9 protein-coding genes and 2 pseudogenes are annotated in these 14,572 nt (G+C 59.7%); 6 read left to right on the top strand and 5 right to left on the bottom strand.

Annotation, left to right across the window (positions count from 1 at the left end):
- Window position 1 precedes the first annotated feature (1 nt).
- The 4 genes from sctJ to K6M89_RS27215 form a co-directional block, all read right to left on the bottom strand.
- On the bottom strand, window positions 2–832 hold the full coding sequence (gene sctJ, locus K6M89_RS27230) for a type III secretion system inner membrane ring lipoprotein SctJ (RefSeq protein WP_018247139.1): 831 nt from the start codon (window positions 830–832) through the stop codon (window positions 2–4).
- Window positions 829–1,305 carry a hypothetical protein gene (locus tag K6M89_RS27225; protein ID WP_004672583.1) on the bottom strand — a complete coding sequence of 159 codons (477 nt, stop codon included), beginning with the start codon at window positions 1,303–1,305 and terminating at the stop codon, window positions 829–831. Before K6M89_RS27225 ends, sctJ begins: the two co-directional genes overlap by 4 nt.
- Before the next feature lie 50 nt (window positions 1,306–1,355).
- On the bottom strand, window positions 1,356–1,613 hold the full coding sequence (locus K6M89_RS27220) for a hypothetical protein (RefSeq protein WP_004672582.1): 258 nt from the start codon (window positions 1,611–1,613) through the stop codon (window positions 1,356–1,358).
- 303 nt (window positions 1,614–1,916) lie between these two features.
- Window positions 1,917–4,457 (bottom strand): hypothetical protein, encoded by a 2,541-nt coding sequence (locus tag K6M89_RS27215; RefSeq protein ID WP_004672581.1) that lies wholly within the window; start codon window positions 4,455–4,457, stop codon window positions 1,917–1,919.
- Between the two features lie 25 nt (window positions 4,458–4,482).
- Here K6M89_RS27215 and K6M89_RS31240 point away from each other — a divergent pair, with 25 nt between their 5' ends.
- A complete protein-coding gene (locus K6M89_RS31240) occupies window positions 4,483–4,773 on the top strand; it encodes a hypothetical protein (RefSeq protein ID WP_004672580.1) in 291 nt (96 codons plus the stop codon).
- Window positions 4,774–4,980: 207 nt separating this feature from the next.
- Here the strand turns inward: K6M89_RS31240 and K6M89_RS27210 are convergent, their stop codons facing one another.
- Window positions 4,981–7,590, bottom strand: a complete 2,610-nt coding sequence (locus tag K6M89_RS27210) for a hypothetical protein (RefSeq protein ID WP_004672579.1) — start codon at window positions 7,588–7,590, stop codon at window positions 4,981–4,983.
- 323 nt (window positions 7,591–7,913) lie between these two features.
- Here K6M89_RS27210 and K6M89_RS27205 point away from each other — a divergent pair, with 323 nt between their 5' ends.
- The 5 genes and pseudogenes from K6M89_RS27205 (at window position 7,914) to istB (ending at window position 13,935) form a co-directional block, all read left to right on the top strand.
- The gene (locus tag K6M89_RS27205; RefSeq protein WP_004672578.1) at window positions 7,914–8,123 is read left to right on the top strand and encodes a hypothetical protein; all 210 of its coding nucleotides are present in this window, start codon (window positions 7,914–7,916) and stop codon (window positions 8,121–8,123) included.
- Window positions 8,124–8,268: 145 nt separating this feature from the next.
- Window positions 8,269–8,836: pseudogene (locus K6M89_RS27200) on the top strand (DUF6088 family protein).
- Window positions 8,829–9,842 (top strand): annotated as a pseudogene (locus K6M89_RS31235) (nucleotidyl transferase AbiEii/AbiGii toxin family protein). The pseudogenes K6M89_RS27200 and K6M89_RS31235 overlap by 8 nt, the downstream one beginning before the upstream one ends.
- A 1,697-nt stretch (window positions 9,843–11,539) precedes the next feature.
- On the top strand, window positions 11,540–13,045 hold the full coding sequence (istA, locus tag K6M89_RS27185) for an IS21-like element ISRel5 family transposase (protein WP_026188833.1): 1,506 nt from the start codon (window positions 11,540–11,542) through the stop codon (window positions 13,043–13,045).
- Window positions 13,042–13,935 carry an IS21-like element ISRel5 family helper ATPase IstB gene (gene istB, locus K6M89_RS27180; protein ID WP_004672573.1) on the top strand — a complete coding sequence of 298 codons (894 nt, stop codon included), beginning with the start codon at window positions 13,042–13,044 and terminating at the stop codon, window positions 13,933–13,935. Before istA ends, istB begins: the two co-directional genes overlap by 4 nt.
- The last annotated feature ends 637 nt before the right edge of the window (window positions 13,936–14,572 follow it).

Raw genomic sequence — 14,572 nt, 5'->3', positions numbered from 1 at the left:
CTCAGCGCTCCTTCCGCTGCGGCAACAGCAGCAGCAGGCATGCCCCGATGGCGAGGATAATTGCGCCGATCACGGCCAGATTGGGGGCCTTGAAAGCCGAGAGAGCGCTTTGCACCATCGAGAATGGCGCTGCGGCGGGTGCCGGCGTCACGGTTGCCGCCGGGGCCGATGCTGCCGTTGCCGGCGGGGCCGCCGGCGCGCCGACCTCCGACCAGGGGCTGACCACCACCGAGACATCTTCGTAAGAGAGATCACGGATGCTGTTGACCAGAACGGACCGGCTTTTCATGTCGATCTCGTTGAGATTGGCGCCGGGGCGATATTGCAACACGGCCGCCGCCTTCGCCTTTTCCTTGATGAGCCCGCGGCCGTTTTCCTCCGGCAGCACCACATGGACGCGCGCCGTCGCCACGCCGTCAAGCCCCGAAAGCGTTTCGGCAAGCTGCTGCTCGATGGCGTAGCTCATCCGGGCTTTTTGTTCGTAAGGCGTCACAAGGAAGCCGTTGCCGGGAAAGAGTTCGGCGACATTTCCGAACGACTGACGCGGCAGACCGGCGCCCGCCAGCAACTCGATCGCCCGGGCATGATCGGCTGATTCAGCGGCGATCGCATAGGTCCCGCCCTTTTCGCTCCTCATGGTGACGGAGATGCCGGCGCGTTCGAGCAGGACCTGAGCATCCAGCGCATCGCGCTGATCGAGTCCCGTCAGCACGTCCTGGCTGCAGGCGGCGAGGAACAGGCAGAAAGCGAGCATGGCGGCCTTCGGAAGGACTTTGCGCGCGGGCGAAGTGATCGGTGATCTCGCAAGGGCCGATGTGATCATGATATTCACTGGCCCTGCGTCAGCCGTTTGGACGACGACATCACCGACTGGGTGAGTGACGACAGCAGCGTCGTGCCGGTCGCGAATTGCTGTGATTTCTCCAGCCGGTCGATCGATGTCGTGATGTCTTCGATCTTCGGGCCGCTGTGATCCTTGTCCGCGGCAAATCGCACCAGCGGCGTCTCCGGCTGGCCGTTCCCGGCCACCGGCATGAAGAATGCCGACAGCCGGTCGAGAATGCTGGAGGGCCTGGTATTGCCTTCCGGTGAATAGGAGGGCGGGACGGCGTCGGACTCAGGCGCGATCTTGCGGCCCTGGATGTTGGGAATGGAGGTGAGTTCGGTTGGCCGAAGGCCGGCGAAATCCGCCGGCTGCAGCCCGATCCGCTCCGCCACGATCTCCGAGGTCTTCAGCACATTGCCTGTCGATACGCCATCAACGGGCGGCGTAAAGGCGCGGCCGGTAAGTTCTTCTCCGCTCATTGCAATTCCTCAACTCGGTACACGTCAACTGCAAACGATGAACGGGAACGCTACTCGTCGCTGCCTTCGTCGATCGCCTCCTTGGCGAAATTGAAAAGCGAATTGTTCAGCATCAGGGTGTTGGAAATCATGCCTGGCAGAAACGCGTCCACGGCAGCGGAGAGTATCTCGCTCTCGCTGTTCGGATCGACCTTTTTCGTCGTGCTGCCGGTGGTGTCCTTGGAATCTGTCTTATCAGTCGTCAGCTCCACCGAGACAGGGTTTGCAGGCGCCAGGTTCAGGTCGGAATTCACTGCATCTACGGCCATATGAGCACTTCCATCAAGGAGTTATCAAAATGAATGCATGATTTGATATGGATAAAAAAACGGCCGGTCAATTGTTTAAACTTAACCGATGGTTAATTTTCGGAAATTACAATCGCTTTGACAACTTTCTCGACCTTTATATTAAAATTGAACGTTTTTATCCATAAAGCGCAGCAGATATCCAGATTGCGCATGAAATTCATACTTAAATTTATTGCTATCAAATATTCACAGGCCCGACCGCCTCTACGCCAACCGGGCCTGTGAGTACCCAGATATTTGGTGTTGCGAAAGCGTCCCGGATCAGCCCACCGCCGTACCGCGGCGCTTCTCGATATCGGCGATGATCGCGTCCCAGTTCTCAGGGGTCAGCTCGCGCTGTTCCGGGTCGCGGGGCGCGGGGGCGACGCCGCCCTTGGCGCCGACGCGCTGACCTGTTTTGGCGTAGATGCCGACCGTGTCGTTGACAGTGCGCTTAAGCATGTCGTTCATCATGTCGGTCTGCTTGTGGAAGGCTTTTTCCTGCTTGATGCTCTGGTAGATGGCAAAGCCCGCCCAGGCCGCCCAGGACACCGCGCCGGCGATCGCGAAGGCGAGCGAGAAGCCGCCGGAGACGAGCGCTACCGTTGCGCCCGTGCGCCCGAGGAAGGTGGAATTCACCAGCATATTGGCAACGCCTGCGATGCCCTCGATCGCGCCGACCGTGTCCGCCGCGGTTCCGATACCCATGAAGATGAGATCGACCGGATCGCCCTTGCCACTGGTGAGCCCCTGCAGGAACTGGTAATATTCCACCGGCAGCCAAGCGACGCCGGCAACGGCGCCAACCGTCGTCCCGGTATTCTTGAAAAAGGCGGAGAGCACGCTGCGCTGCGCCCGCGCCAGCTCGTCGGAAACGCCGACGAGTGAACTGATCCCATCCAGCAGCGAAAAATTCGAGGCTTTGATCGCCGAGCCGAGCGCACTGCCCATGTGCGCGAGAGCGCCAAGGGCGTGCAGAACCACGATGCCGATGCTGTCCCAGGTCGGGCTCGTCATGTTGAGGCCGGCATAGATGGAGCGGGATGCGGTAAGCACCGACATCACGCCGGAAGAGAGCGCCGCCTTGTATTTGACAGGATCGACCCCTGCCGGCGCCGCCGTCGCGGTCTTGTCGATCAGCTTGGCAAGGTCGGCCTTGATCGTTTCGACGCTGCCGCCCGGTCGCATCGTCGCCCAAAGCGCGGTGAAGATCGTCGTGAAATTGGTCTTGTATTGCGCCATGGCATCGGCATTGCCCTTGAACAGGGTTTCCGCCAGCGCGTCGAGGCTCGGGGCGATGATCCTCTTGATCGCCTCTTCGGCGGTCTTGCCGTCGACGATGATTGGATCGATCACATCCGTGCCGGGCATCAGCGTCTTCATCAGGCCTGACATGGAAAGTCCCATGTCCTTGAGGCTCGATGTCAGATATTCGCTGTCGATATAGGGCAGATCGAGACTTTGGATGGTCTTGCTCCAGCCATTGTCCTTGGTGGCGAACATGCGCTCGGCGATCCAGGCGTCGCCCCCGCTGCCGGCGAAGAAGCGCCCGCCGTCTGAGCCGTTGGCGGCAATGCCCTTGCCGGCCAGCCCGGTGCCGATCATGATTGCCGCCATGACGTCGTTGAACGAATAGCTGGCGAGATTGCTGGAGGGCAGCGGCGAGACGCTCTTGTCCCACTCGGCATTGGCCGGCAACTTCGAGACCAGGCTGGCGCCCATGACGAGCCCTTCCAGCGCGGTCTGCACCGCATGGCGGTAGCCCAAGACCTCCTTGCCGCCGGGTGCGCTCAGGCGCGACGTCAGGCGCTCCAGATTGCCGGCGAGATCGCCGATGCCGATTTCTCCGGCGCCTACCTTGTCGAGCAGCGGACCGAGAAGCGCCTTGACGTCGGCCTTGAACTGATCGCGCACCTCGGGGCTGTCTGACCCGTAAAACTGGTTGGCCATCGCCTGGATGGTCGGGTTGAACAGGTGGGTGATATTGTTGGGAACGGTGCTGCCGAATTCGGAAGCGGCAACCTTTTTCAAACCGTCGAGGTCGATCTTGAGATCGGGGAACAGGCTCCCGCCGAGCCCGAGCGACTGGTCGAAATCCACAACCGGCAGGATGGAGCCGAGCCCCTTCAGTTCCCGCTCGGTCTTGTTGCCGGCCAGTCCCATGCGGATCAGGCCATCGAGCGCCGTCGTCGGATCGGAGATCGTCGGCAGCACGTTCTTGTCGAAGAATTCGGCATAGGTCTTGTCGGCAATCGCCGAGCGCTGCTTTACGAAATCGTCGGGAAGCACCATGGAATAGAAGCCGAGGGCGGCATTATATTCCTTGAGAATGGTGGTGACGTCCTTGCCGGATTTGAGACCGTCATTCAGCAGGCCGCCATTGACGATGTCGCGCTCAAAGGCATCCTCGACCTTCGTACGCAGGTCCTTCATCTTCTCGTCACGCGTTATCGTGTCGTTGATGATCTCGGAAGCGTCCTTGTTCGTATCGGCCGGCGCCACGCGATAACCGGAGAAGATCAGCTTGAAGGCCTTCAGCGCCTTCTCCGTCATCAGCGAGTTGACGTCGGGGTCCGAGCCCAGGATGGCGATCGACTTGTCGAGATCCTTCAGGATCTCCTGGTCGTTGTAGATGCCGCGCTGGTTGTCGCCGAGGCTGTCCTTGTATTGGCCGAAGGTCGCCTTGGTCTGAAGCAGATCGAGATACATGATCAGTTTCTGCTCGGCAGTGTAATTGTGAGGGTTTTTGACGACGTCGATGCTCTCGAAGGATTTGTCCTTGTCCTTCAGCCCTTCCATGAAGCCCTGATTGATCTCGCTCATGAAATCGGAATTGAACAGGAGATCGATGACCGGCTGGATCGGCGCGGTAGGGCGGGACGTGCCATTCGACGTGGCGGCCAGCGAAACGAACTTCGGACTGCTCGTCTGCGCCGATATAGAGGAGAAAATCGTCAGGGCTGCCGTCGTGGTCCCGTCAGAGGCAAAAGGCGATGCCTTCTTGACCGTGGTGCTCGTGGTTTTGCCCTGGCTCGTGGAATTTTCGGACTTTGGATCGGAATTGGCGTTTAGCCGGAGAAATGAAACCGTATCGATATCCGAAGATGCTGGTGCGATCGATGACATGCGTTCCCTTTGATTTTCTTTTTCCGCTTTTCGCGGATGACGTCGTTTACCTTACGTTAGGCATAAGATCGACCTTTGCGTGATAATTCAAGCCCGATCGGACATCGCGGTTGCATAAAATGCAGCGGCCTCGCGCCTGGAGATCAAAAATCACATTTTTACCGAGGGGTCGCAGGGTATTTCCCAGGCTGTGGCGGTCATCGTTGCCGCCCCTCTGCCTCTACCAGATGAATGACGGGTCTGGCCCAAATTCGAGATGCACGGACTCGCCGGTGTAGCGTTCAAGCTTCTCGTTCAGCTGCTTTTCCATTTTGTCGAGCTTCTTCACGCCATTGGCCATATCCCACAGACCAAGCGCCAGCCCGACGGCCGAGGCAACGAGGCCGGTGACCAGTCCGGCCGCGGCAAGGCCGGTTTTGGCGGCGCTGCTGAAGATGGTCACGACTTCCGGCGCCACCGTTCCGAGTCCGGAAAAGGCACGGGACATGGCATTGGTCAGATAAAGCATCGCCTCGGAGAAACCGATCAGCGCGTTGCCGGTACCGGCAATGCCGCCGATTATTTCGAGCGCGCCCTTGGCGCGGTCGCCGGCCTTCATCGACCGCGACGCCGAATAGAAGCCGAGGCCGGCCATGGCGAGGCCGCCGGCCGCGCCGAGGATCTTGCCTGCCGCTTCCATCGTCTTCGGCGAGAAGTTCATCGAGATCCCCTTGCCCCAGCTGCCAGGCTGATTGCCGAAGGCGCTGAACGGTTTGCCGGCAACGTCGAGGTTCTTGCCGAGCCCCTCCATCGTCATGCCGACGATCTGTGTCGCCGAGCCGACCGCAGCGGCGATATCGGCCGGCGTCCACTTGCCGCCGACACCGAGGCCGTGCGCCACCAGCACGCTCGACATCGTCAGCATCTGCACGGCGTGCATCAGACCGGCCTTGTACACTTCGGCATCGATGCCGGCAGGTGTACGGGTCTGGCGCGGCAGGTCGAGCGAATCCTTGAAGGAGGCAAGCGCGTCGTCGAGCTTCATACCGCCGCGCACCATGCGCAGAACGCCGTCGACGTCGCGCGCTATATCCTGCGCCAGGTTCTGCTTCAGCGTCTCGCCGCCATCTGCCGGGCCGTTTTTGCTGATGAAATCCTCGGCGAAGGTGTTTGCCAACTGGCTGATGGCGTCATTCGTTGCGCCGGGCACAAATGTGTCATCCGGACCCGACAGCAGCGGCTCGAGATCGACACCCTGGCCGTCGCCGATATAATGTTCCTTGACGATGTTCGAGAAGGTGACGTTCGCGGCGTCGAGATGCGCGTCGATATAATCCTGGGGCAGGAGATCGACGAGCGTGTTGAGTTCGGAATAATAATCCTTCAGGGCATCTTCGAAGCTCTTGCCGGCGCTCAGCGCCCGGTCGATCGCCTTGCCGCCGCCGATATCGATCAGATAGGCGTCTTCGATGTTGGTGAGCAGATCGGAATTCTCCGGGCTTTGCAGATATTCCTTCATGCCGCTCGCGAAGATATCCGAGAGATGCTGCTGCGTCGCCGGATCGGCCGTCAGCTTTTCGATCCGCGCATCGAGGTCCTTGCCGACGCGCTCGCCATCGGGCACGCTGTCGCCATACTGGTTCATATAGCCATTGAACTGCTGTTTGATCTCGATGAGATCGTAGAGCACCGTCGCCTTCTGTTCCGGCGTCAGCTGGTCGAGGTGGTCCATGTTGTCGGGCGCGACGAAATTCCGGTTCACGTCCTTCACGGCGTCGCCGAGAATGCCGTATTTGAGTTCGTCGAGCTTCTTCAGCGTCGGCTCATAGGCGGTCGACGGAGCGTAGCCGCGCAGCACCTTGCTTTCCAGGATGTCGTTCTCGTCGATCGGGCGCTCCACGACCGGCTCGATGGCATCCGAGCCCGACATGACAAGGTCCATCTTCTTGAGGCTCGATGTCAGATAGTCGCTGTCGATATAGGGCAGATCGAGATTTTGGACGGTCTTGCTCCAGCCATTGTCCGTGGTGGCGAACATACGCTCGGCGATCCAGGCGTCACCGCCGCTGCCGGCGAAGAAGCGCCCGCGATCTGAGCCGTTGGCCGCAATGCCCTTGCCGGCCAGCCCGGCGCCGATCATGATTGCCGCCATGACGTCGTTGAACGAATAGCTGGCGAGATTGCTGGAGGGTAGCGGCGAGACGCTCTTGTCCCACTCGGCATTGGCCGGGAGCTTCGAGACCAGGCTGGCGCCCATGACGAGCCCTTCGAGCGCGGTCTGTACCGCGTGGCGGTAACCCCAGACTTCCTTGCCGCCGGGAGCGCTCAGACGCGAGGTCAGGCGCTCCAGAAGGCCGCCAAGATCAGCCTGACTGACCTCTCCGGCGCCTACCTTGTCGAGCAGCGGACCGAGAAGCGCCTTGACGTCGGCCTTGAACTGATCGCGCACCGCGGGGCTGTCTCCCCCGTAAAACTGCTTGGCCATCGCCTGGATGGTCGGGTTGAACAGGTGGGTGATGTTGTTGGGAACGGTGCTGCCGAATTCGGAAGCGGCAACCTTTTTCAAACCGTCCAGGTCGATCTTGAGATCGTTGCCCGGGTCGGTTTCGGGCGTGCTCACCTTTGCATCGACCAGGATCGCGGTGGCGCCGCTTTTGCTCTGGGTAAACCCGACGAAGCCCCGCGCAGCGGAGATGTCGAGTGCCTGCCCGTTGCCGCTCGGCGCGATCTTGCGTATTTCGCCGGCGTCGATGGTTTTTGTCGATGCAGAACGGCCAGTCACGTCTTTCTGGTCGAGGTCCACGACCAGGGTTTCGACCTCTTTCGATCCGCTGCCAACACGTTCCAACATGATTTCGTCACTCCTGATCGACGGCCGCACCCTGAACGGAGGCCCGGAAAGCCTCGTTAGGTCAGAAGTTTTTCAGTGATATGACAAATGGGTGCTATCGGAGCGGCAAAATTGAACCATTGACCCCCACATAGCGCTTCCAAATTATACCGCAGTACAAATGCTGGTGACACCGCAGTCGCCAAGGTGCGGCGCAATAGAGCACGCTACCGTAGGGAATGCGCTCACGAGACAGATCAAAGTCGGTCCTCGGGCTCGGTTTTCAGACTGCATTGTCCGGCAAATCGGTATAAGCCGTCCTCTCGAACAAATCAGGGGACAACATGGAAACCGTGGAAATCAGCAGCCGCAGCGACTTCGGCCTTTGGGCAATTGAGCGGGCGCGGGAAATCGTAACGTCCGAGGGAACTGCTTTTGCGATGGCCGCTCGCGATATGGACGACGAGGCGCTTGCAAACGCTGCAGCCGCGCTAGGCAAGGCCATCAGCGATGCGATGGTGGAAGTGTTTGACGGCCTGATAGATGAATCGTGATTGTGAAGAGACAGCGGGTCACTGACCGATAAAAATTGGTCAGCACCGTCCGGGCTCGCCGTCTTCCCCTCTCATTGCAAACTGTCAGAAACTTGCATATAATTCTGACAAGAGAAATGCCATGCAAAAGCTGACATAGCAAATCATGGGACATGCTGAACGACTGCCGGAAGGACCGCGCTTTCGGCAAAGAGTTTTTTGCATCTCGGAAATCGAGCCGCCCTGGATCAGGCTCTGTCGCGCCTGGCCGAGCGTGGCGAGCTCGTCCGGGCGGGCCGTGGTATCTATATGCGGCCCGTCAAAAGTCGCTTTGGCAGTCGGCCGCCGACGGTCGAACAGGCCGTAGAGGCGGTGGCGCAGCAGCGCGGTGAGGTCATCGTCTCGATGGCGCCGCCGCGGCAAATGCCCTGGGCCTGACCTCCCAGGTCCCGGTCCGCTCCGTCTACCTGACATCCGGCCGTAGCCGGACGATGACCCTTGGACAGCAGACGGTCGAGCTCAAGCACGTGCCGCGCTGGCAATTGGCCTTGGCCGATCGACCTGCTGGCGTGGCGGTCCGCGCACTTGCATGGCTTGGGCCGGAAAGGGCCGATGAAGCACTGTCGCGGATCAAGCGAAAGCTGCCGCCAAACGCGTTCGGCGAGCTGGTGGCGGCGGCTCCGCAGTTTCCGACCTGGCTTGCAAGAAGCGTAGGAAAGGCTGCGCATCGCTGATCTGTTTCTGACCTTGTCAAAGGATAACCGACGCGAAGCCTTGGCGGTGGCGGCCGACCGCACCGGACGGCCCATTCATCTCCTCGAAAAGGATGTCTGGGTCGTCTGGACGCTGCAGACGCTCTTTTCGTCCAAGCTCGGTGAGCATCTCGTCTTCAAGGGCGGCACCTCGCTTTCGAAAGCCTACGGTGTCATCAAAAGGTTCTCCGAGGATGTCGACCTGACCTACGATATCCGCGCCCTGGCGCCGGACTTGGTTGGCGACAATGACGAAGCACTGCCGAAAACCCGCAGCGAGGAGAAACACTGGACCAGCGAGGTGCGAAAGCGGCTTCCGGTCTGGGTGGCGGGCTCGGTGGAGCCGGTTATGGCGCGTTGCGCGTTCAATCTCTTCCGGCGGCAATCCGCCTCGAGGACGATACGCTCTACCTCGACTATGAAGCGGTGAGCAGCGGATCCGGCTATGTCGCCCCGAGCGTCATGCTCGAATTCGGAGCGCGGTCGACCGGCGAGCCGGCCAGTATCCGTCGACTGTGACGCGTCGGGCCAGGTTGATGGTGTCGAATTTCCGAAAGCGAGTCCCCGCGTCATGCACGCGGAGCGGACGTTGTGGGAGAAAGCGACCGCCATCCATGTCTTCTGCCTGCAGGAGCGCCTTCGCGGCGATCGTTTTGCCCGCCACTGGCATGATGTCGTCCGGCTGGACGATGCTGGTTTCGCCGACAAAGCATCCGCGGATCGGCAACTCGCCAATGCCGTGGCGAAACACAAATCCATGTTTTTTGCGGAAAAGGCGGCCGACCGCTCGCCCATCGACTACGCCGCAGCCGTCAACGGCAATCTGGTTCTGACGCCATCCGGAGAAGGTCTGCGTGCGCTCGGCGAGGATTACGCGCGCATGGTCGACGACGGCCTGCTGCTCGGCGATTCCGAGCCGTTCGAGCACCTGATCGAGCGATGCACGCAAATTCAGGCGCATGCCAACAAAAGCGACGCGTCAAAATAAGCAATTGCCGGCCCACAGCCGCACCCTGCCCATTACTGTGAGTGCCCTGTCACCGACGCGGTTTGGCTTCGCGCCAATTATAAGGCGTTTGCTCGTGGCAGGCACCCTTGATGTGATGAGAGTGAAGCTCGGACCCGGTTATTCCGGCTCCGGCCTCGGCGAGGATGTGGCCAAATACCGCACGGGTGCGGGTTCGTTTGAGGAAAGTTGCGCCACGTAAAATGAAGATCCGGTGTGTTTGCAGTGAAGGCATTCAAATTCCCAATTTCAATCTCGCCGGAAGCCCGAGCAAGCTCAAAATCGCTGACGCGAGAATCGACACGGATGTTCCACTTGCCGCAACGGCACGTTCTCGCGCCAAGTGCCGTCCTCCCACTGGCGCGCCGCACGCTTGATTGGCTCTATTCCCGCAGGGGGGGTCGACAAGACGAAGGTCACTTCTTGGCGTCCAGCGGATCGACGTCGCCTTTCATCAGGAAGGCCGCAATCTCGACAGGGCCAGCGCGCGCGGGCGTGACGATGATTTTTGCCATCGCCTTGTCTGAATGAAGATGCGTCGAAGCCGGCTGTGCTGCCGCAGCGATAGGCGCGCGGTGGCGGCGTGAATCGCCAAGTTGCCGCAACGGCCAGCACGAGGAACTCGACCAACGTCTCGGCGGCGAAATAGCGGAAGGTGCATTCCGGTAAACCACGGCGATCGAAACTTAAATCCGTCGCAATCTTCTCGACACTCACGTAGCATGAGCCTCGCGAACAAACGCCGCCACGCCACTATGGCAATTTCACTTCTCCTCCTCGGGATGAAATGGGACCATTCCTGAGGCGCTCTATTCCATCTCGAATACGGAGGATCCGGCATGCCTACGGTGTTGTTCAGACACGACCTCGCTTAACGATGTACTGAAGATTGCAGTCTACACGAAGCACGTTGCAGGCAGTGCTATGAAGTGTTCGCGGAAGATGGTTCGAGGTCTCGTCGGACGCTCTGTCGCGGCGAGCGCGGGACGTGTCTGATGCCCTCGATTTCAGTGAAGAACCATATTTCACGTGTTGCCCACCTGCCGACAACTTCCACCATCGCAAAAATGCACGTCCGCCTACCGAAGCTGAACGCTAACGATCCCCAAATGAGCTCAAAGATCACCTGTCGGCGGCGGCGGCGGAATTGGACTGATGAGGTGAGGGCACAGATTCTTGCCCACAACGTTCTTCAACTCGGCCCAATCCGGCGATATGTTCCCTCATCCTGGTTTCAGGCCTGCCTTCAAGGCCCTGTCGGCTCGACACTTGGATTTTACAGGCGCCTGGCTGCTGGCCGACTGCCGCGCCCATTCCGTGATGATAAAAGTATTGTGCCGTGTTGGGTTCTTCACAAATATGTCCAGCACCCGACGTAGTTCTCTGCTCGGAAGCGGTTGAGGTCTGCGCCTTGACGCCGAAGATGGCCCTCTACAAGTTGGGTGACAATGTCCCGAGAGTTCTGCTCGCATTGGTTAGACGGGCAGGCTGGCTCTTTTATGCGTAGCGGCGATCTCGATGAGATTCAGCGTCAATCAGGATGAGACTCGCGCCGGGGTGTGACGGAGTGAGGGCGTAGCCCGATCGTAGTCATACCCCGGCGTGGCGCAGATTTTCGGCGTCTCATGATCGCGGTCGGTCCGGTACATTTGCGGTTTTCTGGATTGGAGAACCAGTTTGTGCCGGGTCGCCATTTAACCGATCATCAGATGAGACTCTTCATGAAGTACCGACAAACGCATTCCGTAGAGGTCGCCGCGTCAAAAGCGTCGATCAGCCGAGCCACGGCATACCGCCTCGACAAGGAGGTACAACTGCCTTCTCAGAGCAAAGCGCCGCGCGGACGCCGCCGCCCTGATCCCTTAGAGCTGATATTCGAGACCGAAGTCGTCCCGCTCCTGAAGGCCGCACCCGGTATCCGTGCCGTCGCTGTCTACAACGAGATGCTGCGCCGACATCCAGAACTCTCTGAAGGTATCCGCCGCACGCTTGAACGACGCATTCGGTCGTGGCGTGCTGTCCATGGCGAAGCGCAGGGGGTCATCTTCCGCCAAACGCACGAGCCAGGCCGGTTGGGCCTTTCGGATTTTACCGACGCCAGCGGTCTTGGTGTGACCATCGCCGGCCAGCCGCTTGATCACCTGTTCTATCACTTCCGGCTTGTCTGGTCGGGCTTCGAACATGCCCATGTCATTCTCGGCGGCGAAAGCTTTGTCGCGCTGGCTGAAGGGCTTCAAAATGCCCTGTGGTCCGTGGGAGGTACGCCGCTTTATCATCGAAGCGACAGCCTGTCGGCGGCATTCCGCAACCTCGACGCCGATGCCAAGGTCGATCTCACCCACCGATACGATCAGCTTTGCTCCCATTATCGAATGACGCCGACGCGCAACAACAAAGGCGTCGCGCATGAGAACGGCTCTATCGAAAGCTCCCATGGCCATCTCAAGAACTCTGTTCATGACGCCCTGCTGATGCGGGGGGCCAAGGAATTCGACGACCTCAGTTCTTACCGCGCCTTTGTCGATGACATCGTCAGCCGTCGCAACGCTGCCCATGGCAAGCGCATTGATGCTGAGCGATCCCATCTGCAGGCGCTGCCCGAGCGCCGGACCACGGACTTCGAAGAGATTGTCGTTACGGTGTCCCGGACGGGCGGCTTCACCTTGCGCAAGGTCTTCTACACCGTGCCATCCCGCCTGATCGGCCACAGGTTAAGAGTTCGCCTGTTCGACGATCGGCTGGATGTCTTTGTCGGCGGTACGCATCTGATGACGTTGCGCCGAGGACGCGGCCATCCCGACGGCCGACACGACCAGGTCGTCAACTACCACCACGTCATCCATTCCCTGCGCAAAAAGCCGATGGCGCTCCGCGGCCTCGTTTATCGCGACAAGCTCTTCCCGCGTCAGGAATATCGCAAGGCCTTCGAAGCCCTCATCGAGCATCTTCCCGACAAGCAGGCTTGCAAGATCACCGTCGAACTCCTGGCGCTCGCGCATGACCGTGGTTGCGAACGCGAACTTGCCGAAGAATTGGCCAGGATACTCGATGCTGGTGACTTACCCAATCTGGCTACCATGCGAGCGCTCTTCGGTCCGGATCCAGCCAAGCTGCCGACCGTTCATGTGCAACTCGCATCGCTCAACGGTTATGAGGCCCTGATCGGGACGGGAGAAGCGGCATGAAGAACGCCCACGTTATCGATGAAGCACGCCTCGGCATCATGCTCAACGAGCTCCGGCTGCCGACGATCAAAATGCTGTGGCCACGATTTGCCGAAGAGGCGGACCGGGAAGGATGGCCGGCAGCTCGCTTCCTGTCGGCTATTGCCGAGCACGAGCTGGCAGAGCGTGCCAATCGCAGGATTGAACGGCATCTCGCCGAAGCGCACCTGCCGCCCGGAAAGACCTTAGACAGCTTCGCCTTTGACGCTGTACCCATGATCTCGAAGGCGCAGGTCATGGCAATCACCGCCGGCGACAGCTGGCTTGCCAAGGGAGCTAACATCCTCATGTTCGGTCCGCCCGGCGGAGGAAAGAGCCATCTTGCTGCTGCCATCGGCCTTGCGCTGATCGAGAACGGATGGCGGGTCCTGTTCACCCGGACCACCGATCTTGTGCAGAAGCTTCAGGTCGCCCGAAGGGAACTGCAGCTTGAGTCTGCCATCGACAAACTCAACAGGTACGACTTGCTCATCCTCGATGACCTCGCCTACGTCACCAAGGACCAGGCGGAAACAAGCGTGCTATTCGAGCTGATCTCGGCACGATACGAGCACCGGTCGATCCTGATCACCGCCAACCAGCCGTTCGGAGAGTGGAACCGGGTCTTTCCCGACCCTGCCATGACACTCGCAGCAGTCGACCGGCTCGTGCACCATGCCACGATCTTCGAGATGAACGTCGAAAGCTATCGCCGCAGAACTGCGCTTGAGGAAAAACGCCAGCGCGGCCGACCGGCCTCGTTTGCGACAATCAGGACATCAACGCTGTCTGTCGCGGAGCGGCAATCAGAAAACGACGAAGAACTTGTCAGCGGCAATCAGCATGATAATTTGATCCCGACCGCGACCTAAGAATCTCATCCAGATTGTCGCAAGCGTCTCATCCTGATTGCCGCGCTATTAGCTATTTTGCATCGATGGGCAGGCTCAAGGTTCTCTTGGAAGTCAGCATTTAGCTGCCTCACCATGGCGTTGAATAGGCTGAGTCGACCAAAGTGCTGCGCCCATTACCGAAGATTGCGATGAGGCATCAGCGTCCTTCAGCAATCTTGCCAAAGAATGCAGGCTTGCGAGATCGACGTGCGGAACCGCCAGGCTGCGCCAACAACCACTCATTGATCGGTCGAACATCCACGATGGGACCTCAAGAAGTCGACCAGAAGAAGAACCAGAAAGGCTGCAGCGGAAATATGCTTCCCTTTGGACACCGCCTCATGCACGTGAACGGGTTGCCCGGACCAGGGATGCCACGGATACAAAAGCTCGCGAACCTCGGTCCCGTGGGTGTTCTGTCGTCGTGTTGTACAACCATTTCCGGCCGCACTCATCGCTCGGATACCAGACCCCGGCCGAGGCTCTAATTGTGAGCTTTCGGGAGGTTGTCCATTCAAAGCGGATTTAGGAGACTGGAGCTATCACACCTCGAGTCGGAAGGATCGCCGCGAATGAACATTCATAAGAATGCCCGACTGACGCCGTTGCGCCGGGA

It is taken from the genome of Rhizobium croatiense, from assembly GCF_019793465.1.
Lineage (GTDB): Bacteria > Pseudomonadota > Alphaproteobacteria > Rhizobiales > Rhizobiaceae > Rhizobium > Rhizobium croatiense.
This window is presented reverse-complemented; position numbering and strand designations above follow the sequence as displayed.

What these genes read in the sequence shown, in the direction of transcription:
- K6M89_RS27225 (WP_004672583.1), bottom strand. Translation starts at nt 1,305, where the DNA reads ATGAGCGGAGAAGAACTTACCGGCCGCGCCTTTACGCCGCCCGTTGAT.
- K6M89_RS27220 (WP_004672582.1), bottom strand. Translation starts at nt 1,613, where the DNA reads ATGGCCGTAGATGCAGTGAATTCCGACCTGAACCTGGCGCCTGCAAAC.
- K6M89_RS27215 (WP_004672581.1), bottom strand. Translation starts at nt 4,457, where the DNA reads ATGAGCGAGATCAATCAGGGCTTCATGGAAGGGCTGAAGGACAAGGAC.
- K6M89_RS31240 (WP_004672580.1), top strand. Translation starts at nt 4,483, where the DNA reads ATGACCGGCTGGATCGGCGCGGTAGGGCGGGACGTGCCATTCGACGTG.
- K6M89_RS27210 (WP_004672579.1), bottom strand. Translation starts at nt 7,590, where the DNA reads ATGTTGGAACGTGTTGGCAGCGGATCGAAAGAGGTCGAAACCCTGGTC.
- K6M89_RS27205 (WP_004672578.1), top strand. Translation starts at nt 7,914, where the DNA reads ATGGAAACCGTGGAAATCAGCAGCCGCAGCGACTTCGGCCTTTGGGCA.
- istB (WP_004672573.1), top strand. Translation starts at nt 13,042, where the DNA reads ATGAAGAACGCCCACGTTATCGATGAAGCACGCCTCGGCATCATGCTC.